Origin of the sequence: Pseudonocardia sp. TRM90224 (assembly GCF_021245725.1) — a bacterium.
Lineage (GTDB): Bacteria > Actinomycetota > Actinomycetes > Mycobacteriales > Pseudonocardiaceae > Pseudonocardia.
The window spans coordinates 530,672-553,904 of sequence record NZ_JAJGSX010000003.1 but is presented as its reverse complement, the minus strand read 5'-3'; the positions used below and the strand labels follow the sequence as shown (position 1 = coordinate 553,904).

The following is a 23,233-nucleotide window of genomic DNA, read 5'->3' as shown; positions in this document are numbered from 1 at the left end:
GAACCCCTTACCCGTCGGTAGCCGATACCCAAAGTACACGGTACTCTGAGTTTCGTGAATGTGACCCGTGACCGACGAGCCAGCCGCTGGGACGCCCACCGGCGCACCCGCCGAGCCGAGCTGGTGGACGCCGCGATCCTCGCGATCCGCAGCCACGGCGCCGGCGCGGGCATGGACGACGTGGCGGCGCAGGCCGGCACCAGCAAAACCGTCGTCTACCGGCACTTCACCGACCGCACCGAGCTGTACGTCGCCGTGTGCGCGCGGGTCGCCGAGGTGCTGATCGGGCAGGTGCGGGCGGCGATGGAACAAGCCGACGAGCCGCGGGAGAAGGCTGCCGCGGGCATCGAGGCGTACCTGCGGCTCATCGAGCACGATCCCGAGGTGTACCGGTTCGTGGTACACCGCCCGCTCGCCGAAAGGGCGATCGAGGCCGATCCTGTAGGTGATCTCGTCTCGCTCATCGGCGAGCAGGCCGCTGCGGTGATCAGCGCACAGCTGCGGGAGAGCGGACGGGACACGGACGCCGCCGTGCCGTGGGGTCACGGCGTCGTCGGGATGGTCCGCGCCGCTGCCGACAACTGGCTCGCGCGACCTGGCGGGATGAACCGCGAGGAACTGGCTGCCCACCTCACCGATCTCGCTTGGGGCGGGCTGGCCGGCGCGCTGGCTGCCGAGCAGGAGGAGGACTCGTGAACACGCACCACCTGCGCACGACCGTCGACGGCCGCTGGGCCGCCGTCCGCGACGACGTCCGGGAGCAGATGGGCGAGCTCAAGCTGCTGCCCGACCCCGACCTGAGCACCGAGGAGCACCGCGCGCTCGTCGCCGACGCGATGGTGAAGCTCGCCGCCACCGGGCGGCCGCACGAGGCCTTCGACCCCGCGTACGGCGGGGCGGGTGACGTCGGCGGTGTGGTCGCCGCGTTCCAGATGCTGGCGTACGGCGACCTGTCGCTGCTGGTCAAGGCCGGTGTGCAGTGGGGCCTCTTCGGAGGCGCACTGCAGGCGCTCGGCACCGAGCGCCACCACGAGCGGTACCTGCGCGACACGATGTCCGGCGCGCTGCAGGGCTGCTTCGCGATGACGGAGACCGGCCACGGGTCCGACGTGCAGCACCTGCGCACGACCGCGACCTACGACGAGGCCACGCGGGAGTTCGTGATCACGACGCCGGACCTCGGGGCGCGCAAGGACTACATCGGCGGTGCCGCCCGCGACGCGCGGATGGCCGCGGTGTTCGCGCAGCTCGTCACGAAGGGCGAGACGCAGGGCGTGCACGCGTTCCTCGTCCCGATCCGCGACGACGACGGCGCAGCGATGCCGGGCGTCACGATCTCCGACTGCGGCCGGAAGGCCGGCCTGAACGGCGTCGACAACGGGCGGCTCGTGTTCCACGAGGTGCGGGTGCCGAGGGAGGCGCTGCTCAACCGGTACGGCGACGTCGACCCCGACGGCACGTACAGCAGCCCGATCGACAACGAGACGCGCCGCTTCTTCACCATGCTCGGCACGCTCGTGCGGGGCCGGATCAGCGTCGCGGGCGGCGCCGGCAGCGCCACGCAGAAGGCGCTCACGATCGCGATCCGCTACGGCAACGTGCGGCGCCAGTTCGCCGACCCGGTCAGCGGCGAGGAGGTCGTCGTGCTCGACTACCTCGCCCACCAGCGCAAGCTGCTGCCCGCGCTCGCCACGACGTACGCGCTGCACTTCGCGCAGAACGACCTGCTGGCGCGGATGGACCGGCTGCAGGGCTTCGGCCCGGGCACCGTGCGCAGCGAGAGCGAGCAGCGCGAGCTGGAGACGCGCGCCGCCGGGATCAAGGCCGTCGGGACGTGGCACGCCACCGCGACCATCCAGGCGTGCCGGGAGGCCTGCGGCGGCGCCGGCTACCTGGCCGAGAACCTGTTGCCGCAGCTCAAGGCCGACACAGACGTCTTCACGACGTTCGAGGGCGACAACACAGTGCTCCTGCAGCTCGTCGCGAAGACGTTGCTCTCGGAGTACGGACGGTCGGTCGGTGCGCTCGACACGGCCGGCAAGGCGAGGTTCGCGGTCGGGTTCGTCGGCGAGGTGATCGCGGAACGCAGCGGCGCACGGCTGCTGCTGCGCCGCGGCAACCTCCGCGACCGCGGCTACCAGCGCTGGCTGCTCGCCGAGCGTGAGGAGCACCTGCTCGCGGGGCTGGCGCGGCGGCTGCGACCCGCGCTTCGCAAGGGTGCCGACCAGTTCGGGATCTTCAACGCGGCGCAGGACCACCTGCTGGAGACCGCGCGGGCGCACGTCGACCGGATCGTCGTCGACGCGTTCACCGAGGCCGTCGAGCGCACCACCGACCGGGACGTCCGCGCGCTGCTGGAGCGGGTGCTGGAGCTGCACACGCTGGCGACGATCGAGGCCGACCGGGCGTGGTTCGTCGAGCACGGGTACCTGACGGCCGCCCGCACCAAGGCCGTCACCAGCACGATCAACCGGCTGTGCGGCGAGCTGCGCCCGCACGCGCGCACGCTCGTCGACGGCTTCGGGATCCCGGAACCGTGGGTCGACTGCCCGCTGCTCGACGGCGAGCGCAACGCCGCCGACCCGAACACCAACCCTGCGCCCGGCGCCGGCGAGCCCGCGGAGATCGCCGCCGTCGGCTGACCGAACTTCCCCACCGTTTTGCCAACCTACAGACCCCCAAGGCCGTGCAAGTTGGCAAAACGGTGGGGAAGTTATGCGCTGCGGGCGGCGAGGACGTCGGGGAGGCGGGTGTCGATCCAGTCGAGCAGGCCCGTCACGTGGCTCGCGACGCCCGTGCCGAGTTCCGTCAGGCTGTAGCTCACCTGCGGAGGCGTGGTGGGGACTACCTCGCGGGCGACGAAGCCGTCGGTCTCGAGCGTGCGGAGGGTCTGCGCGAGCATCTTCTCGCTCACCCCGCCGATGGTCCTGCGCAGCGCGCTGAACCGCAGCGGGCCCTGCCGCAGCGCGGCCAGCACGAGCACCGCCCACTTGCTGGTGACGTGGTCGAGCACGGTCCGCGCCGGGCACTGACTGTCGAACACGTCACCCCGCATGGCATCGCCATTGCCCAGTAGCTGCAAGCTCACGTTCGCCTCCGGCACTTACCACAAGGTACGTACTTACCAACGGTGAGTACCGAGCATACGTTCGCTCCCGGTATCAGCACCACTCACGAGGAGCATTCGATGATCGTCGTCACCGGAGTCACCGGGAATCTCGGCAAGATCGTCATCAACGACCTGCTGGAGCGGGTGCCGGCGAGCGAGCTCGTGGCCGTCGCGCGCACCCCCGCGAAAGCGCAGGAGCTCGCCGACAGAGGGGTCGAGGTCCGGGCGGGCGACTACGACGACCCCGCCTCGCTCGAAAAGGCGTTCGCCGGCGCGGACGTGCTGCTGTTCGTCTCGTCGCCGGACATCACTCCCGGCGTGCGGCCGCGCCAGCACGGCAACGTCGTCGACGCCGCGAAGGCCGCGGGCGTCGGGCGGATCGTCTACACCAGCGCGATCGGCGCACAGGACGGCCCGGGCTTCCTGGCCGACCACACCCGCACCGAGGGCCTGCTGCGCGACTCCGGCCTGCCGCACACGCTGCTGCGCAACACGTTCTACACGGAGTCGCTGGTCAACCCGGGCCTCCAGGAGAACGTCGAATCGGGCGAGCTGGTCGCGGCCGACGCGGGGCAGCCCGTGAACTTCGCGACCATCCGCGACCTCGCGCTCGCCGCCTCCGCCACCCTCACCGGCGACGGGCACGTGGGCGCGGTCTACGAGCTGCGCGGCCCGGTGTGGACGCTCGCCGAGCTCGCCGCAACCGTCGGCGACGTCGCCGGCAAGCCCGTCGCCTACCGGCAGGTGCCGGTCGAGGAGCTGGAGGGCCTTCCCGCCTTCCTCTACGGCTTCATCGCGACGGGCCTGTTCGCCGAGCCGTCGGACGACCTGGAGAAGCTGCTCGGCCGCCCGGCGACGTCGCTGCGCGAGGCGGTCTCAGCCGTCCTGCGCTAGACCACCGTGCTCTTCGCGGAGCGCGCGCTTGAGGATCTTGCCGCTGGGGTTCTTGGGCAGCGCGTCCGCGAAGACGACGTACTTGGGCCGCTTGTAGCCCGCGAGGTGCTCGCGCGCGTGCGCGTGAACTGCGTCCTCGGTGAGCCGGGCGCCGTCCTTCACCACGACGACGGCCGTCACGGCCTCGATCCAGTGCGGGTGGCTGATCCCGAACACTGCCACCTCGGCGACCCCGTCGAGCTGGTAGATCGCCTCCTCGACCTCGCGGCTCGCGACGTTCTCGCCACCCGTCTTGATCATGTCCTTCTTGCGGTCGACGACGGAGAGGTAGCCGTCCTCCGTCATGACGCCGAGGTCGCCGGAGTGGAACCAGCCGCCCCTGAAGGCCGCGGCGGTCTTCTCCTCGTCCTCGTAGTAGCCGAGCGCGGCGTGCGGGCTGCGGTGCACGATCTCGCCGACCGCCCCGACCGGCACCGGCTCGTTGTCGTCATCGACCAGCATCGTCTCGACGTTCACAGCGGCCCGGCCGGCGCTCCCGGCGTGCGAGAGCTGCTCGTGCGGGCGCAGGATCGTCGCGAGCGGCGCCATCTCGGTCTGGCCGTAGAAGTTCCAGAACTCGACGTCCGGCAGCCGCTGCTGCAGCTCCTTCAGCACCTCGACGGGCATGGCCGACGCCCCGTAGTAGCCCTTGCGCAGCGACGACAGGTCGCGGCTCGCGAAGTCCGGGTGGCGCAGCAACGCGATCCACACGGTCGGCGGGCAGAAGAGCTTCGTGGCCCGCTCCCGCTCGATCGTCGCGAGGATCGCGGCCGGGTCGGGCGCGGGCAGGATGATGCTCGTCGCGCCGAGGTAGACGTCGACGGAGAGGAAGCAGTCGAGCTGCGCGCAGTGGTATAGCGGCAGCGAGTGCACCTCGATGTCGTCGGCGCTCATCCCGCCGTCGATCACGCAGCTCACGTACTGGGCGACGAGCGAGCGGCTCGACAGCATCACGCCCTTCGGTCGCGACTCGGTTCCGCTCGTGTACATCAGCCGCAGCGGGTCGTCGTCGGCGACGGCGACCTCGGGGTCGTGCGCGTGGCCGACGGTCCACCAGTCGTCGACGTCCTCCCAGCCGTCCGCCGCCGCGCCGATGCACCCACGGATGCCGTCGGTGACACCGGCGCTCGCCAGCGCCTTCTCCGCGGTCGGGACCAGCGCGTCCTCGGCGACCATCCCGGTCGCGCCGGAGTGCCGCAGGATGAACGCGACCTCCTCGGCGCCAAGCATGAAGTTGACCGGCACCAGCACGACCCCGAGCCGCGCCGTCGCGAAAGCGAGCACGGCGTACTGCCAGCAGTTGTGCGAGAGCAACGCGAACCGGTCGCCCTTCGCGAGCCCGCGCCCCGCGAGCGCGTTGGCGCACCGGTTCACGGCGACGTCGAACTCGGCATAGGTGACCCGCAGCTCCCCGGCGACCACCGCGAGCTTGCCGGGATACCGCCGGGCCGTGCGCCGGAGCAGGTCGCCGACCGCGTGCTGGCGGGCCATGGCGATCGCGGCCTGGGTGTCGGAGGTGAAGGACATGCGCGGATCGTGCCAACTCGACGCCGATCCGACAAAGTTGCGCGGCACGCAGTCTTACGCGGCACGCAAGTTCGGCGCTACCGTTCCCCATGGCCGACGGTCTGCGGGAACGCAAGAAGGCCGCCACCCGGGAGGCGCTCTGCCGGGCCGCGCTGCGGCTGACCGTCGAGCGCGGGTACGAGAACGTGCTGGTGGACGACATCGCCACCGCCGCGGGGGTCTCGCCGCGCACGTTCAACAACTACTTCACGAGCAAGGCCGAGGCGGTCGCGCACCGGCACCGCCACCACCTCGAACAGCTCGCGCGGAAGCTCCACGAGCAGCCGGCGGACGTCCCGCTCTGGGTCGCGATCGCAACGGTCGCCACCACCTACTTCGGCGGGGACGAGCACCTCCCGGACCCGTCGTGGGCGGAGGACATCGGGGTGGTGGCGGCGCACCCGGCCGTCTACGCCGAGTTCCTCAAGGCGAGCGTGCTGGCCGAGGAGAGCATCGCGGAGGTCATCGGCGAGCGGACCGGCGCCGACCCGTTCTACCAGCGGCTGGCCGCAGCGGCAGTCGGAACCGCGATCCGGGTCGCAATCGAGGAGTGGCGGCATCCCGACCCCCGCCCCCTGGGCCGACTCATCGGATCGGCAATAGAACAACTCACCGCCGGCCTCCCGACCCCCTGACCCGAAACTTCCCCACCGTTTTGCCAACCTGCACGCCCTGCGGGGTGTGCAAATAGGCAAAACGGTGGGGAAGTTCGGGCTACGTGAGGTGGTGGGGGTTCCCGACGCCGACCTCGCCGGGCGTCTCGACTTCGCCGTAGACGCCCGCGCAGGCCCACTTGCCCATCTCCGGGATCTCGATGCGGTTGTGCTTGGCGATCGTGCGCAGCGTTTCGGCGTCTCGGGGCAGATCGCCCTGGGCCAGGGTCGTCATGACGCACCGCATCGTCGGGATCGAGACGCTGACCCGGGTGGCGCCGATCGTGAGCGTGCGCCCCATCCAGGTGTTCTCCGCGAAGCCGTCACCGGCGTCGTCGAGCACGAAGTTGGGGCGGTAGCGCTGCACGTCGAACGTCGCCGAGGGCGCGAGGGCGCGCAGCTGCGCGAGGGTCGATTCGGTGAGCACGTGCACGGTCGCCAGGTCGAAGAACGCCGTCGACTCCTGCGCCATCATCGCGATGGCGAAGCTGCTGATCGGCTCGCCGGACACCTCGGTGCGGGTGGTCGTCCCGCCGATCAGCCCTTCCGGGGCGAGGCCGTCGATCTCCGGCCACAGCTCCTCGAAGCTGCCGTCTTCAGGACGCTTCGAGGTCAGGTGGACGGCACGGCCGACCACGGCCGAGAGTGCGGCGTCGATGTCGGCGTCGGCGCTGGTGTGCACGGAACCGTCCGGGAACGTGATCTCGACGTCCGGCGGTGCGGAGTCCGGCTCCGGCTCGACGAGGTAGCGGGCGGAGAAGTCGAGCAGCGCCGCCCAGCGGCGCGGGACCTTCGCGCTCGCGACGGTGCCGGTCTCCACGTCCACCAGCGCGTATGCGCGGTCACCCGGGATGCCGCCGCGCCCGACGCGGCACCGTTCGAGCGACTCGCCGAGCATCGACTTGACCGGGTAGCGGTGGATCGCCGTGACCGACATCACCCGGTCTTAGCATGCGGGCGGTTCGCCGTCAGCACCCGCGGACCATCTTCCGTGATGGCGATCGTGTGCTCGGTGTGCGCCGCGCGGCTGCCGTCGGACGTGCGCAACGTCCAGCCGTCGGGGTCGTGGCGGTAGCGGTCGCGCCCGCCGGCGATCAGCATCGGCTCGATCGCGATCACCAGACCCGACCGAAGGGTGAGGCCACGGCCCGCCTTGCCCTCGTTCGGGACGTGCGGTGCCTCGTGCATGGTCCGCCCGACGCCGTGCCCGCCGTGGTCGGCGAGCAACCCGTAGCCGCCGGCCCGGCCGATCTTGCCGATCGCATTGGCGACATCGCCCATCCGCGCGCCGGGCCGCGCAGCTGCGATCCCGGCGGCGAGCGCCCGTTCCGTCGTCGCGACCAGCTCGACGTCGGCGGGGTCGGGGTCGTCCCCGATCACCATGCTGAACGCGGCGTCGGCGCACCAACCGTCGATGTGCACGGCGAGGTCGACGCTGAGCAGGTCACCAGGTGCGAGCGGGGTCGGGCCGGGGATGCCGTGCACGACGGCGTCGTTGACGCTGGCGCACGTCACCGCCGGGTACGGCTGCGGCGCCCACTGCGGGTGGTAGCCGAGGAAGGTCGGCGTCGCGCCTGCGGCGGCGATCAGGTCGGCGGCCATGTCGTCGAGCCCGCGCGGCGAGCGGCCCGGCGCGGCATGGTCGTGAACGGCGGTCAGCACGTCGCCGACGATCTTCCCGGCGGCCCCGATCGCGTCCAGCTCCGATGGTGTCTTCAGCTCGATCACACGTCGACTATGCCGGTATTACTATTGGCGCCATGGTTCGCGTCCCCCTCACCCCTGCCGACCGCCGGCGCGGGGAGCGGCTCGGCGCCCTCCTCCGTGAGGCACGGGCCGAGCGCAGCCTCGGTGACGTCGCCGCCGCGGCGGGGATCTCGGCCGAGACCCTCCGCAAGATCGAGACCGGCCGGATCCCCACGCCGGCCTTCTTCACCGTCTCGGCGCTCGCGACGGCGCTCGACCTCTCCCTCGACCGGCTGGTGGAGGCCACCACACCACGCCTGCCCACCCGCGAAGCCGGCTGAGGCGCAAACCTCCCCACCGTTTTGCCAACTTGCACACCGTTTTGGGTGTGCAGGTTGGCAAAACGGTGGGGAACTTCTACGTCTGGCCGGCGGTGATGTGCGCGATCCGGCCCTGCGGGTCGAACGAGACGGTGATGGTGAACCGTTGACCGGTGAGCACCAGCTGGCTGAAGTCGGCCGAGAACGTCGAGGGCAGGCCGCGACGCACCGAGTAGCTGTGCACGGCGCGGCGGTGGTCGATCATGGGCACCTCGGCGAGGCCCTGGTGCAGCACGCGCAGGATCCGCGCCGGCTCGGGCGCCGGCAGCAGGAAGTCGGGGTGCTCGATCAGGAACGCCGCGTTCGTGCCGTGCCCGGCGTCGCCGGTGTAGGACGTCCAGCGCCCGGTCACGACCTTCGCGGCCTCCACCATCACCCGCGCGACGGACGCCGGGTCGCCGTTGCTGCCCGGCACCATGTCGAACGGCACCTCGGGCGACGACAGCTCCGACACGCCGTTCGTCCGGCCGAACTCGCGCACCGACTCGGCCACCCCGACGATCCGCGGGCTGTACCCGGCGGGGTTCGCCCAGCTCCACAGCCACGAGCGGGGACCGGGGGCCGCGCTGCCCAGCAGGTGGACGCCGGTGCAGATCAAGGTCCGCGCTCCGGTGAAGGAGAAGCGCTCCTCCTCGAGGTCGACGAACCACTGGTGTTCGCCGAGCACCTCGGAGAGGTGGATCTGGTGCTCGAGCGACATCAGCGCTGCGTCGTCGAGGACGTCGACAAGATTGAGCGGCTGCGTCACATGTCGGACGGTAGCGCGATCACCCGATCTCCAGCACGACCTTGCCCCGAGCGTGGCCGCTCTCGACGGCCGCGAGCGCGGCTCCGGCCTCCGCAAGCGGTCGGGTCTCCGTGACGAGCGGATCGAGGACGCCGTCGGCGACCAGCTGGGCGAGCGTGCTGAGCACGGCGGTGCTGCGATCCCTTTCGACGCCTCTCCCACCCAACTCGGCGACGAGTTCCCGGTCGGCGACGGTGTAGAGCCTCGACCGCTCGGCGAGCAGCTCGGCGACGGCCCGCAACGCGCCCCCGCCGACCAGGTCGAACACACCGTCCACGCCCTGCGGCGCGGCCGCCCGCACCCGGTCCACCACGCCGTCGCCGTACGCGACGGGAACCGCACCGAAACCGGCCAGGAGCTCGTGCTTGCCCGGGCTCGCGGTGCCGACGACCGTGATCCCGCGGGCGACGGCGAGCTGCACGGCAGCCACTCCGACGCCGCCGCCGGCCCCGTTGACCAGCAGCGTCTGCCCCTGCGCCAGCCCGAGCTGGTCGAGCGCGTCGTACGCCGTGCCGGCAGCGACCGGCAGCGCCGCCGCGGCGGCAGGCGAGACGGCCTCCGGCCGGTGCGCGGCGAACCCGGCGATCACCAGCGAGTGCTCTGCCCAACCGCCGGTCATGCCTGGGGTGCCGCCGAAGACCTCGTCGCCGATCGCGAAGCCGGTGACGTCCGGCCCGACCTGCTCGACGGTCCCCGCGACCTCCCGCCCCAGCACTGCCGGCGGCTCGACGCCGTAGGACCCGGAGCGCATCCGCCAATCGCCGGGGTTGACGCCGGCCGCACGCACCCGGACCAGCAGCTCGCCAGGCCCCGCGACGGGCACCGGCACGTCGAACATCCGCTCGCCCTCCGGCCCCCCGGCTGCGACGAACCCGTACGCCTTCATGCCCCCACCGCCGTCCGGAGCCCGGCGAGCCGGGACACCGCCTCTGTCAGTACTTCATCGCGCTTGCAGAACGCGAAGCGCACGAGCGTCCGCCCGAGCTCGGGGTCGGCGCAGAACACCGAGACCGGCACGGCGGCGACGCCGATCAGCTCGGGCAGCCGCCAGCAGAACTCGGCGCCGTCGGTGATCCCGAGCGGTGCGACGTCGGTGACGACGAAGTACGTGCCGGCGGTCGGGTAGACGGTGAACCCGGCGGCGCGCAGGCCGTCGGAGAGCAGGTCGCGTTTGCGCTGCAGACCACCGGCGAGGTCGGTGTAGAAGGAGTCGGGCAGCGCGAGCGCGTTCGCGATCGCCGGCTGGAACGGCGCGCCGCTCACGTAGGTCAGGAACTGCTTCGCCGCCCGCACCGCCGCCACCAGCTCCGGCGGCCCGTGCACCCAGCCGACCTTCCAACCGGTCACGGAGAACGTCTTGCCCGCTGAGGAGATCGTCAGCGTGCGCTCCGCCATCCCGGGCAGGCTCGCCATCGGCACGTGCTCGGCGCCTTCGAACACCATGTGCTCGTAGACCTCGTCGACGACGACGATCGCGTCGTGCTCGGCGGCGAGCTGCCCGATCAGCGCGAGCCGCTCGGCGGAGAAGACGGCGCCGGTCGGGTTGTGCGGCGTGTTGACCAGCACGAGCCGGGTGCGGTCGGAGAAGGCGGCCCGCAGCTCGTCGGGGTCGAAGTCGAACGTCGGGGGGCGCAGCGCGACCGGTCGCATCGTGGCGCCGGCGAGCGCGATCGTCGCACCGTAGGAGTCGTAGTAGGGCTGGAAGGCGACCACCTCGTCGCCGGGCTCGCACAGGCCGAGCACCGCGCCCGCGATCGCCTCGGTGGCGCCGGTGGTGATCAGGACGTGCTCGGGGTCGACCTCGAGCCCGTAGAAGCGGCGCTGGTGCTCGGCGACTGCGGCGCGCAGCTGCGGGATGCCCGGGCCCGGCGGGTACTGGTTGATCCCGCCGGTGATGTTCGCCGCGGCGTCGGCGAGCAGCGACGGCGGGCCGTCGGTGTCGGGGAAGCCCTGCCCCAGGTTGATCGCCCCGGCGCGGAGGGCGAGCGCCGACATCTCGGCGAAGATCGTCGACGTGTACGGACGCATCCGCTCGACCAGCATGCATGCACCGTAGTAGGCCGCCGTCGGCGGTGGCACGGCTCACAGGCGGGAACAAAGACCAGGCCGGATCGTCTTGATCCACCCGTGACTCTGACTCCTGAACGGCTCGTGCAGGCACCGGTCGGGCCGCAGACACGGAGGCAGCGGGTCACGCTGATCGTCGTGCTCGGCGCGCTGATCGCGCTCGGCCCCCTCACGATCGACATGTACCTCCCGGCACTGCCGACGATCACGGCGGATCTGCTGACCACCTCGGCGACGATCCAGCTCACGCTCACCGGCACGCTCATCGGCCTCGCGCTCGGCCAGCTGATCATCGGGCCGCTCTCCGACGCGCTCGGGCGCCGCCGCCCGCTGCTGATCGGCGCGAGCCTGCACGTGCTGGCCTCGTTGCTGATCACCCTCGCGCCGAACGTCGCCGTGCTGGGCGGGCTGCGCGTCCTGCAGGGCATCGGCGCCGCGGCCGGGGCGGTCGTCGCCATGGCGATCGTGCGCGACCTCTTCACCGGCCGGCAGGCCGCCACGCTGCTCTCGCGGCTCATCCTCGTGATGGGTGCCGCGCCCGTCATCGCCCCCACGATCGGCGGCGAGCTGCTGCGCCTGACCTCGTGGCGCGGCGTGTTCGCCTTCCTCGCGCTCTACGGTCTGGTGATCATCCCGATCGCCGCGCGGACGCTGAAGGAGACGCTGCCGCCCGAACGGCGCCGCAGCGCAACCATCGGCGCGACCCTGCGCACCTACGCCGGGCTGCTGCACGACCGGACGTTCGTCGGGCTGGTGTTCGTCGCCGGGCTGACGATGGCCGGGCTGTTCGGGTACATCGCCGGCTCGTCGTTCGTCTTCCAGGAGCAGTTCGGGCTCAACCAGCAGCAGTTCGGGCTGCTGTTCGGCGCCGGAGCGTTCTGGCTGATCGCCGCCACCCAGCTGAACGCCTACCTGCTGCGCCGCTTCGAGCCGCGCCAGCTGCTGCTCGCGGCGGTCGGCTCGGGGACGGTGGCCGGGCTCGTGCTGCTCGGTGCCGCGGTGACCGGCGTCGGCGGCCTCGTCGGCCTGGTGATCCCGCTGTGGCTCGTGCTGTTCACCGTCGGGCTCGCGCTGCCGAACGCGCCGGCGCTGGCGCTGGGCCGCCACGGCGAGGCTGCGGGCACCGCGGCCGCGCTGCTGGGCGCCGTCCAATTCGGGGTCGGGGCGATCGTCTCCCCGATGGTCGGCGTGCTGGGCAACAGCGCCGTCGCGATGGGGCTCGTCGTCTCCGGCGGGCTGATCGTCGCGCTCACCGTGCTCGTGACCGTCGTGCGGCCGTGGGAGCTGGAGAGCATCGACGGCGACGAGCTGGAACCCGCCTTCGCGCACTGACCCCGTGCTTGTCCCTCCCCGCCTCCGGCGGGAGGGCAGGAAAGCCACTTTCAGGCCCTGTGAGAGCAGGAAAGTGGCTTTCCTGCCCTCACAGGCCCGCGGTCAGCGGTCGTTCGTGCGCACGGCGACGAGCGGCAGGAAGGCCTGCGTGAGCGGGCCGATGGCCAGCGCGTAGAGCACCGTCCCGACCCCGACGGTGCCGCCGAGCAGCCAGCCCGCCGCGAGCACCGCGAGCTCGATCCCGGTGCGAACGAGCCGGACCGACCACCCGGTCCGCGCGTGCAGGCCCGTCATCAGGCCGTCGCGCGGGCCCGGCCCGAGCCGCGCGCCGACGTACGCGGCCGTCGCGAGCGCGTTCAGCACGACCCCGGCAACGAGCATGACGATCCGCCACACCAGCCCCTCCGCGACGGGGACGAGCCACAGCGCGAGGTCCACCGCGCCGGCGATCACCAAGACGTTCGCCACGGTGCCGATCCCGGGGCGCTGCTTGAGCGGGATCCACAGCAACAGCACGAAGATCCCGGTGATCGCGGTGATCACCCCGAAGCTGAGCGGGGTGATCCGCGTGAGGCCCTCGTGGAAGACGTCCCACGGGTTGAGCCCGAGCGTCGACCTGATCATCAGCGCCATGCTCGTCCCGTAGAGCACGAGGCCGCCGAGCAGCTGGGGGAAGCGCCTGGCCGGGTCGCGGGTGAACGGGATCGGTCGAAGGTCGATGACGGCCATGATTCCCAGTCTGCGCGGGTACCAGGAGGTGACCAGTGCCAATCCGTGGCGGGTGGCCGCCTGCGCGGTGCGCCGACCCGACATGATGGTGCCCGTCCCCGATCTGCGGAGGTCGTCGTGCGCCGGTTGTCCACCCTGGCGGCGGTACTGGCCGTCCTGTTCCTCGCAGGCGCAGGCCCTGCGCTGGCCGAGCCGCCGCTGCGCGCCGAGGAGACCGTCACCGACCACACCGGTGTGCTCGAAGGGGGCCTCCCCCGCATCGACGAGGCGATCGACAAGTTGAGCGCCGAGCGCGGGTACGACCTGTACGTCGTGTTCGTCCGCTCCTTCGACGACGCCGGCGGGCAGGACTGGGCCGACGAGTCGGCGCGGCTCTCGCAGCTCGGCGACGCCGACGTGCTGATGGCCGTCGCGGTCGACGACAGGGCCTACGGCGTCTCTGTCGCCGGCAACTTCCCGCTCTCGACGACCGCGCTCGACGACCTGCGGTCGGAGCAGGTCGAGCCGCTGCTGAAGCAGGGCGACTGGACGGGTGCGGTGGTTGCGCTGGCGGACGGCCTGCGCACCGGCGGCGGCAACGGCAACGCGCTCGGGATCGGCGTCGCCGTGGTCGGCGGGGTCGCCGTCATCGGCGGGGGCGCGTACCTGCTCAGCAGGCGCCGCAAGGCGGTGGCGCAGCCCGGCGCCCCCCGCCCGAAGGGCACGGCGCCCACCCCCGGCGGGGAGTTCGCCGACGTCTCGACCGACGACCTCGGTTACCGGAGCGCGCAGGCGCTGCTGGACGTCGACGACGCCGTGCGCACGTCGGAGACCGAGCTGTCGGCCGCCCGAACGCACTTCGGCGAGGCGGCGGTCGCGGAGTTCACGGCGGCGCTGGAGCAGTCGCGCGCCGACATGCTGCGCGGGTTCGGCCTGCGCCAGCAGCTCGACGACGAGGTCGCGGAGGACGAGCCGACCCGCCGCTCGATGCTGATCGAGATCATCAGGGCGTGCCGCAGCGCCGACGAGCGGCTCGACGCGCAGGTCGCAGCGTTCGACCGGCTGCGCGATCTGGAGGCGAAGGCGCCGGAGTACATCGAGGGTCTCGGCGCGCGGCTCGTCGCGGTCAGCGCGCGGCTGCCGCAGGTCGAGGCGCAGTGGACGGCGCTGCGGCAGCGCTACGCACCCTCCGCGCTCGACGCGGTCGCCGGCAACCTCGACCAGGCCGGGAAGCTGCTCGACGCCGCGAGCACCGAGGTCGCCGAGGCCCGCGCCGAGCTGGCGGCGCGCGCGGCGGGCGCCGTCGTCTCCGGTCGCGCGGCCGAGGACGCGATCACGCAGGCCGAGACGCTGCTCGACGGCATCCCCCGACTGGAGGGCGAGCTCGTCGAGGCCGCCGGCCGGATCGCGGGGGCGCGCGCCGAGGCGGAGCAGGACCTCGCCGAGGCGCGGGCGATGGCGTCCCCCGAGCTGGCGCCGGTCGTGGCGCGGGCGGAGGCGGCGCTCGCCGCGGCCGAGGCCGCGGAGAAGTCACCGATCCCCGACCCGCTCGCGGCTCTGCGGCTCATCACCGAGGCGGGTGCCGCGCTCGACAAGGGCATCGCGCAGGCCCGCGACGCGCAGGCACACGCCCGGCGGGCCGCTGAAGCGCTGGAGAAGGCGCTGGTCACCGCGCGGTCGTCGGTGGCAGCCGCGGCCGACTTCGTCGCGACCCGCCGCGGCGCCGTCGGCATCAACGCCCGCACCCGGCTCGCGGAGGCGCAGCGCCGCCTCCAGGTCGCCGAGTCGGGCAGCGATCCGGAGAGCGCGCTCGGCGACGCCCAGGCCGCCGACCAGTACGCGCGGCAGGCGCTGGAGATCGCGCAGTCGGAGGTCTCGACCTGGTCCGCCCCCGGCGGTGGGGTCGGCGGCGACGTCATGGTCGACCTGGGCAGCTTGATCCTCGGCGGCATCATCGCCGGCTCCCGCGGCGGCGGCGGGTTCGGTGGCGGTGGTGGCGGCGGCGGGTCCCGCCGGTCACCAGGTAGCTTCGGCGGCTCGAGCAGCCGCGGGCGTCGTGGCTTCGGCGGACGGTTCTGACCCGTCCACAACGGGATGGGGGCATGCACATGCGCCGGGTGGTCTACCACGTCGCAACGAGCGTCGACGGGTTCATCGCCGGGGAAGGCGGTAGCTTCGAGGGCTTCCTGTTCGAGGGGGAGCACCTGCCCGACTTCCTGGGCAGCCTGACCGACGACTACGACACCGTGCTCATGGGCCGGGCCACCTACGAGGCCGGCTACGCGTTCGGCGCGAAGCCCGGCGACCCGTCTTACACGGAGTTCGGGCTGGTCAACTACGTCTTCGGGAAGCTCGACCTGCCGTCGGGCGAGCAGATCCACTTCGTCGACGGCGACGCCGCGAAGACCGTCGCCGAGCTGAAGGAACAGCCGGGCAAGGACATCTGGCTGTGCGGCGGCGGCGTGCTCGCGCGCTCGATCCTCGACGCCGGGCTGCTCGACGAGGTCGTCCTCAAGGTCAACCCGATCTGGATCGGCAAGGGGGTGCCGCTCTTCGGCGGCGACGGCCCGCTCCCGCTCTCGCTCGTCGAGGCGAAGACCTACAGCAACGGCGTCGGTCTGCTCCGGTACGTCCCCGCCACCTGACGGCACCCGCAGGGCGTTCACCTGGCCGAAACACGTCCGGAGGTATATGCTTGCTGATAGGCAACTAATTGGGAGACTGCATGCCGGCGAGCTTCGACGAAGAAGACGTCGCCCGGCTCCGCATCGCACTCGCCCGCATCGCCCGCCAGCTCGATCGCCAGACCCGCGGTGAGACCTTCTCGCGCGCGCAGACGTCGGTGCTCGCCACGGTGGGTCGGATCGGACCCTTGCGGATCAGCGAGCTGGCCGACATCGAAGGCCTCAACCCCACGATGCTGTCGCGCATCGTGGGCAAGCTGGAGGACGCGGGGCTGCTGCTGCGCCGCCCCGACCCGGACGACCGGCGCGCCGCGTTCGTCGAGACCACCGAGGCGGGCAAGGAGCTGCACATGCGGCTGCGCGCCGAGCGCACCCGCCTGCTGAGCGAGCACCTGACCGGGCTCTCCGACGCCGAGGCCGCGCAGCTGCTGGCCGCGCTCTCGGCGCTGGAGTCGCTCGCCACGACGCTCACGCCGGAGGCCCGGCGATGACCCTGACCCCGCTCAAGACGCTGGGCCGTCAGACGTTCGCCGCACTCGCCAACCCGAACTACCGCCGCTACACCGCAGGCCAGTCGATCTCGCTGGCCGGCACCTGGATGCAGGCGATCGCGCAGTCGTGGCTCGTGCTGGAGCTGTCCGGCTCCGCGACGGCGCTCGGCGTCGTGATCGCGCTGCAGACCCTGCCGACGCTCGTGCTCGGCCCCTACGCCGGTGTGGTCGCCGACCGCATGGACAAGCGCAAGATGATGATCGCCCTGCAGTCGTCGATGGGTGTGCTCGCGCTGGTGCTGGGCCTGTTGACGATCACCGGCGTCGCCCAGCTGTGGCACGTCTACCTGCTCGCGTTCCTGCTCGGCATGAACAACTGCTTCGAGAACCCCGCGCGGCAGGCGTTCGTGCTGGAGATGGTCGGACCGGAAGACCTGCGCAACGCGGTGAGCCTCAACTCGGTACTGGTCAACGTCGCCCGCGCGGTCGGGCCCGCCATCGCGGGGCTCGTCATCGCGGCCGGCGGGCTGGCGCTGTGCTTCCTGATCAACGCGGCCAGCTTCGTCGCCGTCGTGATCTCGCTGCTGCGGCTCGACGTCTCGGAGCTGCGCCCGTCGGTGCCGACCCCGCGCGCGCCCGGCCAGCTGCGTGAGGGCCTCGCCTACGTCCGGCGCACGCCGGAGCTGGCGGTCCCGCTGCTGATGATGGCGCTGGTCGGCTGCCTGGCCTACGAGTTCCAGGTGGTGCTGCCCGTCGTGGCGCAGCAGACGTTCAGCGGCGACGCCAGCACCTACGGCTTCCTGACCGCGACGATGGGGGCCGGCGCCATCGTCGGCGGGCTCGGCGTCGCCGCGCGCGGCCGCACCGGGCTCGGCGCGCTGGTCGCGGCCTCGACGGCGTTCGGCATCGCGATGCTCGCCGTCGCGCTCGCCCCGAACCTGGTGGTCGCGCTCATCGGGATGGCGTTCGTCGGCGCGTCGAGCGTCGCGTTCCTCTCGATCGGCAACAGCACGTTGCAGCTGGCGTCCGAGCCGCACATGCGGGGGCGGGTGATGGCGCTGTGGGCCGTCGCGTTCCTGGGCTCGACGCCACTCGGCGGTCCGATCGCCGGTGTGGTCAGCCAGCTCTTCGGCGGCCGGGCCGGGCTCGCGCTCGGCGCCGCGGCGTGTCTGGTCGCGGCAGCCGGCGCGGCCGTGGCGCGCCACCGCCTGCGCAAGCCGGCCCCAGTCGAAGAGCCGGAGCCCTGCCCCGCCACCACCTAGCGTGGCTGTCGTTGCGTCTCCGGCCGCGCCGCGCGGGCGGTGGCGAGGGCGGGCAGGGCGATGTTGCCCTCCTGGTAGAACAGTTGCAGCGTCAGCGCCGTGATCAGCCCGGCGCGCACCCGCGCGAGGTAGTGCCCGTGGACGCCCCAGATCGGGCCGCCCTCGGCGTCGGCGATCCGGTGGAAGCTGCGCACGTGGGTATCCACTCTGACCACACCGTTGTCCTCAGGCGTGAGGATGCACGGGCCGGTGATGTGCTGCGTCGCCCCGAACCCCGGGAAGATCGACTGCCAGCGGCCGATCAGCTCGTCGGCGGCCACATCCTCGACCTCGCCGCCGGCGAGCTCGGTGTAGTCGACGCGGACGGTGTCGGCGAACGCCGCCCGCACGGTCGCCCAGTCGAGCGCGTCGACGGCGTGCAGCATGCGGGTGAACACGGTTGTCGGGTCGTCCACTACCCCTGCTCTCCTCGGAAGGCGTCGGCGTGCGCCGTAGCCCACTGTTCGAACGTGCGTGGCGATCGTCCGGTGACCTCGGCGACGGTCGGGTGCACAACCGACTCGTCGAGCGTCCCGTCGACGTAGAAGCTGAAGAACGCGCGGACGTACCGCTCGGGCATGATCGCGGTCATCCGCTCCCACGCCTCTTCGTCCGGCTCGGCCACGAACCGCAGGTCGCGCCCGAGCACCTCGCCGAGGATCCGCAGCCGGTCGGCGGGCACCAGCGGATCCGGGCCGCTCAGGGCGTACCCCACCCCGGCATGGGCGTCGGACGTCAGCGCTTCGAGCGCGACGGCCGCGATGTCGGCCGGGTCGATCACGGCGATCGGGACACCCGCGAACGGCGCCCGCACGACATCCCCCGCCGCCAGCTGGGGCACCCATTCCAAAGTGTTCGACATGAAGCCGGCCGGGCGCAGGAAAGTCCACGCCAGCCCGGAGGCCCGCACGGCCTTCTCGGTGGCGATCATGTACTCGGACACGGCGTTGTCGCTCTCCTCGATGACCGCCGAGCCCCCGGAGAGCAGCGCCACACGTGTGATGCCGGCCGCGCGGGCCTCGTCCAGTACGGCCTCCGGGTAGCCGGCGAGCAGGAAGAGCGCATCGGCGCCGGCAAACGCCTCGCGCAGGCTGTCGGGCCGGCTCAGATCGCCGACGGCGAGCTCGACGCCCTCGGGCAGCACGGCGTCCGGCTTGCGCACGACCGCCCGGGCCGCTTCCCCGCGCTCGGCGAGCTGCCGGACGAGCTCACCACCGACATGACCGGTCGCCCCGGTTACCACGATCATGACGCGAGGGTAGTGCGGTAATGCCTGTCGGCAGCGTCGACGGCCAGCGCCACCTGGGCGTCCTGGTCGTAGAAGTCGATCTGGCCGCCTTCGGCCCAGACGACCTCGGCCGGCCCGCCGAGCGCGGCCGCCACCGTGCGCACGTTGTCGGGCAGCACGCAGCCGTCGCCGTGGACGAACAGCGTGGGCGTCGACACCGCCGGCGCCACGGACAGCCCGTCGAACGTCAGCCAGTACGCCCAGCTGAACTCGGCCATCTCGTTCAGCCAGGTCGGGACGGCACCACGGCCGGGTTCGGCGTAGTAGGGCAGCTCGAGCGACATGCCGGCGCGGTCGTTGCCGGCCTCGTACGCCGGCACGGTGCGCACCTCGCCGTTGCTCTGGTAGAGGTCGAACGCCTCGCTCGCGCGGTCGAGCCGCATCGAGACGCCGTCCGGCCCGCCGTAGAACGGCGCGACGGTGGTGGTGTCGTGGAACCAGCCCTCGTCGATCTTGCGGGTGGGCAGCTCGGCCTGGCGCGGAGCGCCGCCGCTGGCGCCCCACCCCGCGAAGTCGAACGTGATGGCGGTGTACCCGCGCGCCGCGAGCTCCGCGGCGTAGCGGTCGGCCATCTGCTCCTTGACGGTCAGCCACGAGCCGGTGATCAGCACCGCAGGCTGCCGCGCGTCGAGGTCGTCGATGTTGCGGTGGATGCGCGCCGCCAGCGGGACGTCGCCGTTGAAGAACTGGAAGGGACGTGAATGGATCACGGGCGGACGATGCCACGCCGGCCGGCTACCGCGGAGGGTCCATTCCTGCTGTCCCACGCACCTCGCCGGGCAGCGCCCCCAGCTCACGGCGGAACACCCTGCGGAAATGGCTCACGTTGGAGAACCCGACGGCATGCGCGATGTCCACGACGCTCTCCCGCGATCCCACCAAGCGGGCACGTGCGGCCTCCATGCGGCGCGCCGTCACGAACCGGTGCGGGCTGATCCCGGTGCTCGCCCGGAACGCCCGCGCGAAGTGGAACGGGCTCAACGCGGCAACGTCCGCGAGCCGGTCGAGCGTGAGCGTCTCCTGCAGGTGCGCGTCGACGAACTGCACGACGAGGTCCACCAGCTTGCGGTCCATGGCGCCGACGGGTGGGTTCACCCGCTTCCGGGCGCCGGGCGCGTAGACGTCATCGAGGTGACGGGCGAGGCGGTGCGCGAGGGTGCTCGCTTCCACGTCGGTGAGCCGGCCGCCGGTCAGGTGCGCCCTGCGCAGCACGTGCGCCGCGCCGAGCACCACCCCGTCGCGGGCGTCCATCGCCGTCACGACCTCACCTCCGGCCGGGAGCAGCGCCGGATCGAGGTAGATCTCCATCGCCTCGGTCCACTCGCCGACCTCGCTCCACGTGATCGCGTCGGAGCCGGTGACGAACACGGCGCCGGCGGCGACGTCGGCCTTGGTCGACCGCCCGTCGACCGTTCGCACCGGACCGGTGTGCTGCGAGAACGAGACCCCGAGCTGGTTCGCCTTCGTGGTGGTCGTGCCATCGCTCGGCGGCAGGGACGCGTACTCCGAACGCATCCCCGGCCAGTGGATCGTCGAGCTGGGCACGACGCCCAAGGGTAGTCGCGGCTCAGCGGACCAGCCGGTGCGTCGGCGGCTCGGTGAGGGCGCCGGGTGCGGCTGCCGGGTCCCGGACACGCGGCCTGGGGCCGGGTGTGGCGGAGGTGCCAGGAAGGCCCGCCATGCCCTTCGGGCCGCCACGAGGGATGAGAACTCGTGCTGGGGCGGGATGTGTGCGTTGCGCATGCAAGGGCAGGAAAGCCACTTTCAGGCCCTGTGGGGGCAGGAAAGTGGCTTTCCTGCCCCCCACACGCGGCCAGTCCGTGGGCCCGGTGGGTCGATTCACCATGTGGCGCCGAGAAAGCCGCGGCTCAGCGGACCAGCCGGAAGAACGTGCGCACCTCGTCCACGAACGTCGCCGGTTGCTCGAAGGCGGCGAAGTGGCCGCCCTTCGGCAGCTCGTTCCAGTGCCTGATGTCGACGAACCGGCGCTCGGCCCACCGCCTCGACGGCCGCGGCAGCTCCTTCGGGAAGATCGAGCAGCCGGTCGGGACGTCGACGGTGTCGGTGACGCCGTCGCGGAAGCGCGCGGCGACCGCGCGGATGCTCTCCCAGTACAGCCGGGCCGACGACGCGCCGGTGCGCGGCAGCCAGTAGAGCATCACGTCGTCGAGCATCTCGTCGCGCGTGAGCACGTTCTCCGGGTGGCCGTCGCAGTCGGTCCACGCGCGGAACTTCTCGACGATCCAGCCGCACAGCAGCGCGGGCGAGTCGACGAGCCCGTACCCGATGGTCTGCGGGCGGGTCGACTGCTGCACGGAGTAGCCGTCCTCCCAGTCCTTCGCACGTTCCAGCGCGTCGAGGGACGCCTGCTCGGCGGGGGTCAGGTCGTCGAACGTTGCCGGGTCGGGCGGGGCGAGCGGCGGGTTGAGGTGGATCCCGACGACGTGCTCAGGGTCGAGCTGGGCGATCGCGGTGGAGATGCTGGTGCCCCAGTCGCCGCCCTGCGCGCCGTACCGGCGGTACCCGAGCCGGGCCATGAGCTGCACCCACGCGCCCGCGATCCGCTCGACCGTCCACCCCGGCGCAGTGGGTCTGTCACTGAAGCCGTAACCGGGCAGCGACGGGCAGACCACGTGGAACGCGTCGGCCGGATCCTCCGGGTCGGTCAATGGGCCGACGACCTTCATGAACTCGACGATCGAACCCGGCCAGCCGTGCGTCATCACGAGCGGCAGGGCGTCCGGGTGCGGCGAGCGCACGTGGAGGAAGTGGATGCCGAGCCCGTCGATCTCCGTCCGGAACTGCGGGAACGCGTTGAGCCGCGCCTCGGTGCGGCGCCAGTCGTAGTGCTCCGCCCAGTAGCCGCAGAGATCCTGCAGGTAGGCGAGCGGCACCCCTTGCGACCAGTCGTCGACGGTCTCCGCCTCCGGCCAGCGGGTGCCGCGCAGGCGCGCGCGCAGGTCGGCGAGCTCCGCTTCCGGGATCTCGATCCGGAACGGGACCACGTCATCCGGCATGTCGTTCCCTCCTGTCCGCCCAGTCGGCCAGCGCGCTAGCGCTGACGGCCGCGTCGAGCCCGACAGCGGCAGCGCCCCGGAGCGCGCCGTCGTCGCCGTGCACGGCATCGAGCACCGGCGGGGGCGCGGCCTGCCGGAATGTCATCAGCCCTTCGGCGAGCGCCGCGGCGAACGCGTCGGGTGCCGCCGCGCGCAGCGGGCCGGCGAGCCCGCCGAGCGTCACGACGTCCGGGTCGTGCGCGTTGACGAGGCCGGCGATGCCCGAGGCCAGCGCCCTCGCGACCGTCGCCACCGCCGTCCTCGCTGCGGAGTCGGCGCGCTGCAGGACGTCACGCGCGTAGGTCCGCGGGTCGACCGGCGCCGGCCGGCCGAGGTGCCGGGCCAGCGCCCGCCCGTCGACCTCCATGTCCCAGCAGCCGAGCGCCCCGCACGGGCACCGCAGCTTGCGGTCGCCGAACGGGACGTGGCCGTACTCGCCTGCCGCCCCGCCCGCGCCGGTGAGCGGCCTGCCGTCGACGACCAGTACGCCGCCGACCCCGACCTCCACCAGCAGGTGCAGTGCGGTCCGGGCGCCGACCGCGGCACCCGACCGGGCTTCCGCGACGCCGCCGAGAGTCGCGTCGTTGCCGATGAGCAGCGGCAGCGCCGGCTCGCCGGCCAGCGACCCCAGCTCGACCTGGCCCCAGCCGAGGCCGGCCGCCTGCGCGATGCCGTCGTCGCGGACGGTCGCCGCGACGGCGATCGAGACGGCGACCACCCGCTCGCCGTGCCCGTCCCGCGCGGCGCGGATCGCGGCGCGCACCGCGCCGAGCACCCGTTCGGGGTCGGCCCCGGCGCCGTGCCGGCCGGTCGCGGTGACGTCGAGCGTGCCGTCGAGGCCCGCGACGGCGCAGCGCCAGTCCTCGTGGCGCAGCTCAGCGGCGACGACGAGCGGGCCGTTGGGGTTCGCCGTGAGGACGGTGGTCGGCCGGCCGCGCCCGGAAGCGGGCGCGCGCTCCTCGCCGACCAGCTCGAACGTGCGCAGCCGCCCGACGATCTCCGCGGCCGAGCCGCTCGTCAGCTGCAGCCGCTTGGCGACATCGGCCCTGGTCACACCCGGTTCGCGACGCACTTCGGCCAGCACGTCGGCCGCCGCCCGCCATCGCTCACGGCGAGCCCGATCACCCGCACCACTTGCCAGCACCGCTCACTCCTTTATCCTCGTGTGGCGAGGATAAACCATCGGAGGAGA

The 23,233-nt window shown here is 72.4% G+C and carries 24 protein-coding genes; 10 read left to right on the top strand and 14 right to left on the bottom strand.

Annotated features, from left to right (window positions below; translation table 11 throughout):
- Positions 1-54: 54 nt before the first annotated feature.
- Both LL648_RS06725 and LL648_RS06720 read left to right on the top strand, forming a co-directional pair.
- Complete coding sequence (locus LL648_RS06725) at positions 55-696, top strand: TetR family transcriptional regulator (RefSeq protein WP_232661530.1); 642 nt, start codon at positions 55-57, stop codon at positions 694-696.
- The gene (locus LL648_RS06720) at positions 693-2,642 is read left to right on the top strand and encodes an acyl-CoA dehydrogenase family protein (RefSeq protein ID WP_232661529.1); all 1,950 of its coding nucleotides are present in this window, start codon (positions 693-695) and stop codon (positions 2,640-2,642) included. Before LL648_RS06725 ends, LL648_RS06720 begins: the two co-directional genes overlap by 4 nt.
- A gap of 71 nt (positions 2,643-2,713) precedes the next feature.
- Here the strand turns inward: LL648_RS06720 and LL648_RS06715 are convergent, their stop codons facing one another.
- On the bottom strand, positions 2,714-3,055 hold the full coding sequence (locus LL648_RS06715; RefSeq protein ID WP_232661856.1) for a winged helix-turn-helix transcriptional regulator: 342 nt from the start codon (positions 3,053-3,055) through the stop codon (positions 2,714-2,716).
- A 132-nt stretch (positions 3,056-3,187) separates the two neighbouring features.
- On the opposite strand from LL648_RS06715, the gene LL648_RS06710 reads away from it, so the two are divergent.
- Positions 3,188-4,003 (top strand): SDR family oxidoreductase, encoded by an 816-nt coding sequence (locus LL648_RS06710; protein WP_232661528.1) that lies wholly within the window; start codon positions 3,188-3,190, stop codon positions 4,001-4,003.
- On the opposite strand, the gene LL648_RS06705 is transcribed toward LL648_RS06710, so the two are convergent.
- On the bottom strand, positions 3,986-5,569 hold the full coding sequence (locus LL648_RS06705) for an acyl-CoA synthetase (RefSeq protein WP_232661527.1): 1,584 nt from the start codon (positions 5,567-5,569) through the stop codon (positions 3,986-3,988). The genes LL648_RS06710 and LL648_RS06705 overlap by 18 nt on opposite strands.
- An 89-nt stretch (positions 5,570-5,658) precedes the next feature.
- On the opposite strand from LL648_RS06705, the gene LL648_RS06700 reads away from it, so the two are divergent.
- The gene (locus tag LL648_RS06700; protein WP_232661526.1) at positions 5,659-6,243 is read left to right on the top strand and encodes a TetR/AcrR family transcriptional regulator; all 585 of its coding nucleotides are present in this window, start codon (positions 5,659-5,661) and stop codon (positions 6,241-6,243) included.
- Positions 6,244-6,322: 79 nt separating this feature from the next.
- Here the strand turns inward: LL648_RS06700 and LL648_RS06695 are convergent, their stop codons facing one another.
- Both LL648_RS06695 and map read right to left on the bottom strand, forming a co-directional pair.
- Positions 6,323-7,198 carry an MOSC domain-containing protein gene (locus LL648_RS06695; protein ID WP_232661525.1) on the bottom strand — a complete coding sequence of 292 codons (876 nt, stop codon included), beginning with the start codon at positions 7,196-7,198 and terminating at the stop codon, positions 6,323-6,325.
- On the bottom strand, positions 7,198-7,989 hold the full coding sequence (gene map / locus LL648_RS06690; protein WP_232661524.1) for a type I methionyl aminopeptidase: 792 nt from the start codon (positions 7,987-7,989) through the stop codon (positions 7,198-7,200). The genes LL648_RS06695 and map overlap by 1 nt, the downstream gene beginning before the upstream one ends.
- A 32-nt stretch (positions 7,990-8,021) precedes the next feature.
- Between map and LL648_RS06685 the strand changes: the two genes are divergently transcribed.
- A complete protein-coding gene (locus LL648_RS06685) occupies positions 8,022-8,288 on the top strand; it encodes a helix-turn-helix domain-containing protein (protein ID WP_232661523.1) in 267 nt (88 codons plus the stop codon).
- Positions 8,289-8,364: 76 nt separating this feature from the next.
- Here LL648_RS06685 and LL648_RS06680 read toward each other — a convergent pair whose 3' ends face one another.
- From LL648_RS06680 to LL648_RS06670, 3 genes are read right to left on the bottom strand one after another with little or no spacing between them, the layout of a single operon-like run.
- Positions 8,365-9,075, bottom strand: a complete 711-nt coding sequence (locus LL648_RS06680; RefSeq protein ID WP_232661522.1) for a DUF6882 domain-containing protein — start codon at positions 9,073-9,075, stop codon at positions 8,365-8,367.
- Positions 9,076-9,094: 19 nt separating this feature from the next.
- Positions 9,095-10,000, bottom strand: a complete 906-nt coding sequence (locus tag LL648_RS06675) for an NADP-dependent oxidoreductase (protein ID WP_232661521.1) — start codon at positions 9,998-10,000, stop codon at positions 9,095-9,097.
- Complete coding sequence (locus tag LL648_RS06670) at positions 9,997-11,157, bottom strand: pyridoxal phosphate-dependent aminotransferase (RefSeq protein WP_232661520.1); 1,161 nt, start codon at positions 11,155-11,157, stop codon at positions 9,997-9,999. Before LL648_RS06670 ends, LL648_RS06675 begins: the two co-directional genes overlap by 4 nt.
- An 84-nt stretch (positions 11,158-11,241) precedes the next feature.
- On the opposite strand from LL648_RS06670, the gene LL648_RS06665 reads away from it, so the two are divergent.
- Complete coding sequence (locus tag LL648_RS06665) at positions 11,242-12,513, top strand: multidrug effflux MFS transporter (protein ID WP_232661519.1); 1,272 nt, start codon at positions 11,242-11,244, stop codon at positions 12,511-12,513.
- Between the two features lie 102 nt (positions 12,514-12,615).
- Here the strand turns inward: LL648_RS06665 and yczE are convergent, their stop codons facing one another.
- Complete coding sequence (gene yczE / locus LL648_RS06660; RefSeq protein ID WP_232661518.1) at positions 12,616-13,242, bottom strand: membrane protein YczE; 627 nt, start codon at positions 13,240-13,242, stop codon at positions 12,616-12,618.
- A 117-nt stretch (positions 13,243-13,359) separates the two neighbouring features.
- On the opposite strand from yczE, the gene LL648_RS06655 reads away from it, so the two are divergent.
- The 4 genes from LL648_RS06655 (at position 13,360) to LL648_RS06640 (ending at position 17,658) form a co-directional block, all read left to right on the top strand.
- Entirely contained in the window at positions 13,360-15,300 is a 1,941-nt protein-coding gene (locus LL648_RS06655) for a TPM domain-containing protein (RefSeq protein ID WP_232661517.1), read from the top strand.
- A gap of 23 nt (positions 15,301-15,323) precedes the next feature.
- Positions 15,324-15,866 carry a dihydrofolate reductase family protein gene (locus LL648_RS06650; RefSeq protein WP_232661516.1) on the top strand — a complete coding sequence of 181 codons (543 nt, stop codon included), beginning with the start codon at positions 15,324-15,326 and terminating at the stop codon, positions 15,864-15,866.
- 80 nt (positions 15,867-15,946) lie between these two features.
- A complete protein-coding gene (locus LL648_RS06645; protein ID WP_232661515.1) occupies positions 15,947-16,396 on the top strand; it encodes a MarR family winged helix-turn-helix transcriptional regulator in 450 nt (149 codons plus the stop codon).
- Positions 16,393-17,658 (top strand): MFS transporter, encoded by a 1,266-nt coding sequence (locus LL648_RS06640; RefSeq protein WP_232661514.1) that lies wholly within the window; start codon positions 16,393-16,395, stop codon positions 17,656-17,658. Before LL648_RS06645 ends, LL648_RS06640 begins: the two co-directional genes overlap by 4 nt.
- Here LL648_RS06640 and LL648_RS06635 read toward each other — a convergent pair.
- The 6 genes from LL648_RS06635 to LL648_RS06610 all read right to left on the bottom strand — a co-directional run bounded on the left by LL648_RS06635 (position 17,655) and on the right by LL648_RS06610 (position 23,185).
- Complete coding sequence (locus LL648_RS06635) at positions 17,655-18,113, bottom strand: nuclear transport factor 2 family protein (RefSeq protein WP_232661513.1); 459 nt, start codon at positions 18,111-18,113, stop codon at positions 17,655-17,657. The two genes, LL648_RS06640 and LL648_RS06635, sit on opposite strands and share 4 nt — an antisense overlap.
- Positions 18,113-18,946, bottom strand: coding sequence for an NAD(P)H-binding protein (locus LL648_RS06630; protein WP_232661512.1), 834 nt, complete (start codon positions 18,944-18,946; stop codon positions 18,113-18,115). The genes LL648_RS06635 and LL648_RS06630 overlap by 1 nt, the downstream gene beginning before the upstream one ends.
- Positions 18,943-19,695, bottom strand: coding sequence for an alpha/beta hydrolase (locus LL648_RS06625; RefSeq protein WP_232661511.1), 753 nt, complete (start codon positions 19,693-19,695; stop codon positions 18,943-18,945). Before LL648_RS06625 ends, LL648_RS06630 begins: the two co-directional genes overlap by 4 nt.
- A gap of 25 nt (positions 19,696-19,720) precedes the next feature.
- Entirely contained in the window at positions 19,721-20,530 is an 810-nt protein-coding gene (locus tag LL648_RS45040) for a helix-turn-helix domain-containing protein (protein WP_232661510.1), read from the bottom strand.
- A 323-nt stretch (positions 20,531-20,853) separates the two neighbouring features.
- A complete protein-coding gene (locus LL648_RS06615; RefSeq protein ID WP_232661509.1) occupies positions 20,854-22,002 on the bottom strand; it encodes an epoxide hydrolase family protein in 1,149 nt (382 codons plus the stop codon).
- Positions 21,992-23,185, bottom strand: coding sequence for an ROK family transcriptional regulator (locus tag LL648_RS06610; protein ID WP_232661508.1), 1,194 nt, complete (start codon positions 23,183-23,185; stop codon positions 21,992-21,994). Before LL648_RS06610 ends, LL648_RS06615 begins: the two co-directional genes overlap by 11 nt.
- Between the last annotated feature and the right edge of the window lie 48 nt (positions 23,186-23,233).

Excerpts from the sequence above, each read along its gene's own strand:
- LL648_RS06695 (WP_232661525.1), bottom strand. The coding sequence starts at position 7,198 with ATGTCGGTCACGGCGATCCACCGCTACCCGGTCAAGTCGATGCTCGGC.
- LL648_RS06630 (WP_232661512.1), bottom strand. The coding sequence starts at position 18,946 with ATGATCGTGGTAACCGGGGCGACCGGTCATGTCGGTGGTGAGCTCGTC.
- LL648_RS06700 (WP_232661526.1), top strand. The coding sequence starts at position 5,659 with ATGGCCGACGGTCTGCGGGAACGCAAGAAGGCCGCCACCCGGGAGGCG.
- yczE (WP_232661518.1), bottom strand. The coding sequence starts at position 13,242 with ATGGCCGTCATCGACCTTCGACCGATCCCGTTCACCCGCGACCCGGCC.
- LL648_RS06615 (WP_232661509.1), bottom strand. The coding sequence starts at position 22,002 with ATGCCGGATGACGTGGTCCCGTTCCGGATCGAGATCCCGGAAGCGGAG.
- LL648_RS06645 (WP_232661515.1), top strand. The coding sequence starts at position 15,947 with ATGCCGGCGAGCTTCGACGAAGAAGACGTCGCCCGGCTCCGCATCGCA.
- LL648_RS06670 (WP_232661520.1), bottom strand. The coding sequence starts at position 11,157 with ATGCTGGTCGAGCGGATGCGTCCGTACACGTCGACGATCTTCGCCGAG.
- LL648_RS06685 (WP_232661523.1), top strand. The coding sequence starts at position 8,022 with ATGGTTCGCGTCCCCCTCACCCCTGCCGACCGCCGGCGCGGGGAGCGG.
- LL648_RS06640 (WP_232661514.1), top strand. The coding sequence starts at position 16,393 with ATGACCCTGACCCCGCTCAAGACGCTGGGCCGTCAGACGTTCGCCGCA.
- LL648_RS06650 (WP_232661516.1), top strand. The coding sequence starts at position 15,324 with ATGCACATGCGCCGGGTGGTCTACCACGTCGCAACGAGCGTCGACGGG.
- LL648_RS06675 (WP_232661521.1), bottom strand. The coding sequence starts at position 10,000 with ATGAAGGCGTACGGGTTCGTCGCAGCCGGGGGGCCGGAGGGCGAGCGG.
- LL648_RS06705 (WP_232661527.1), bottom strand. The coding sequence starts at position 5,569 with ATGTCCTTCACCTCCGACACCCAGGCCGCGATCGCCATGGCCCGCCAG.
- LL648_RS06710 (WP_232661528.1), top strand. The coding sequence starts at position 3,188 with ATGATCGTCGTCACCGGAGTCACCGGGAATCTCGGCAAGATCGTCATC.
- LL648_RS06715 (WP_232661856.1), bottom strand. The coding sequence starts at position 3,055 with ATGCGGGGTGACGTGTTCGACAGTCAGTGCCCGGCGCGGACCGTGCTC.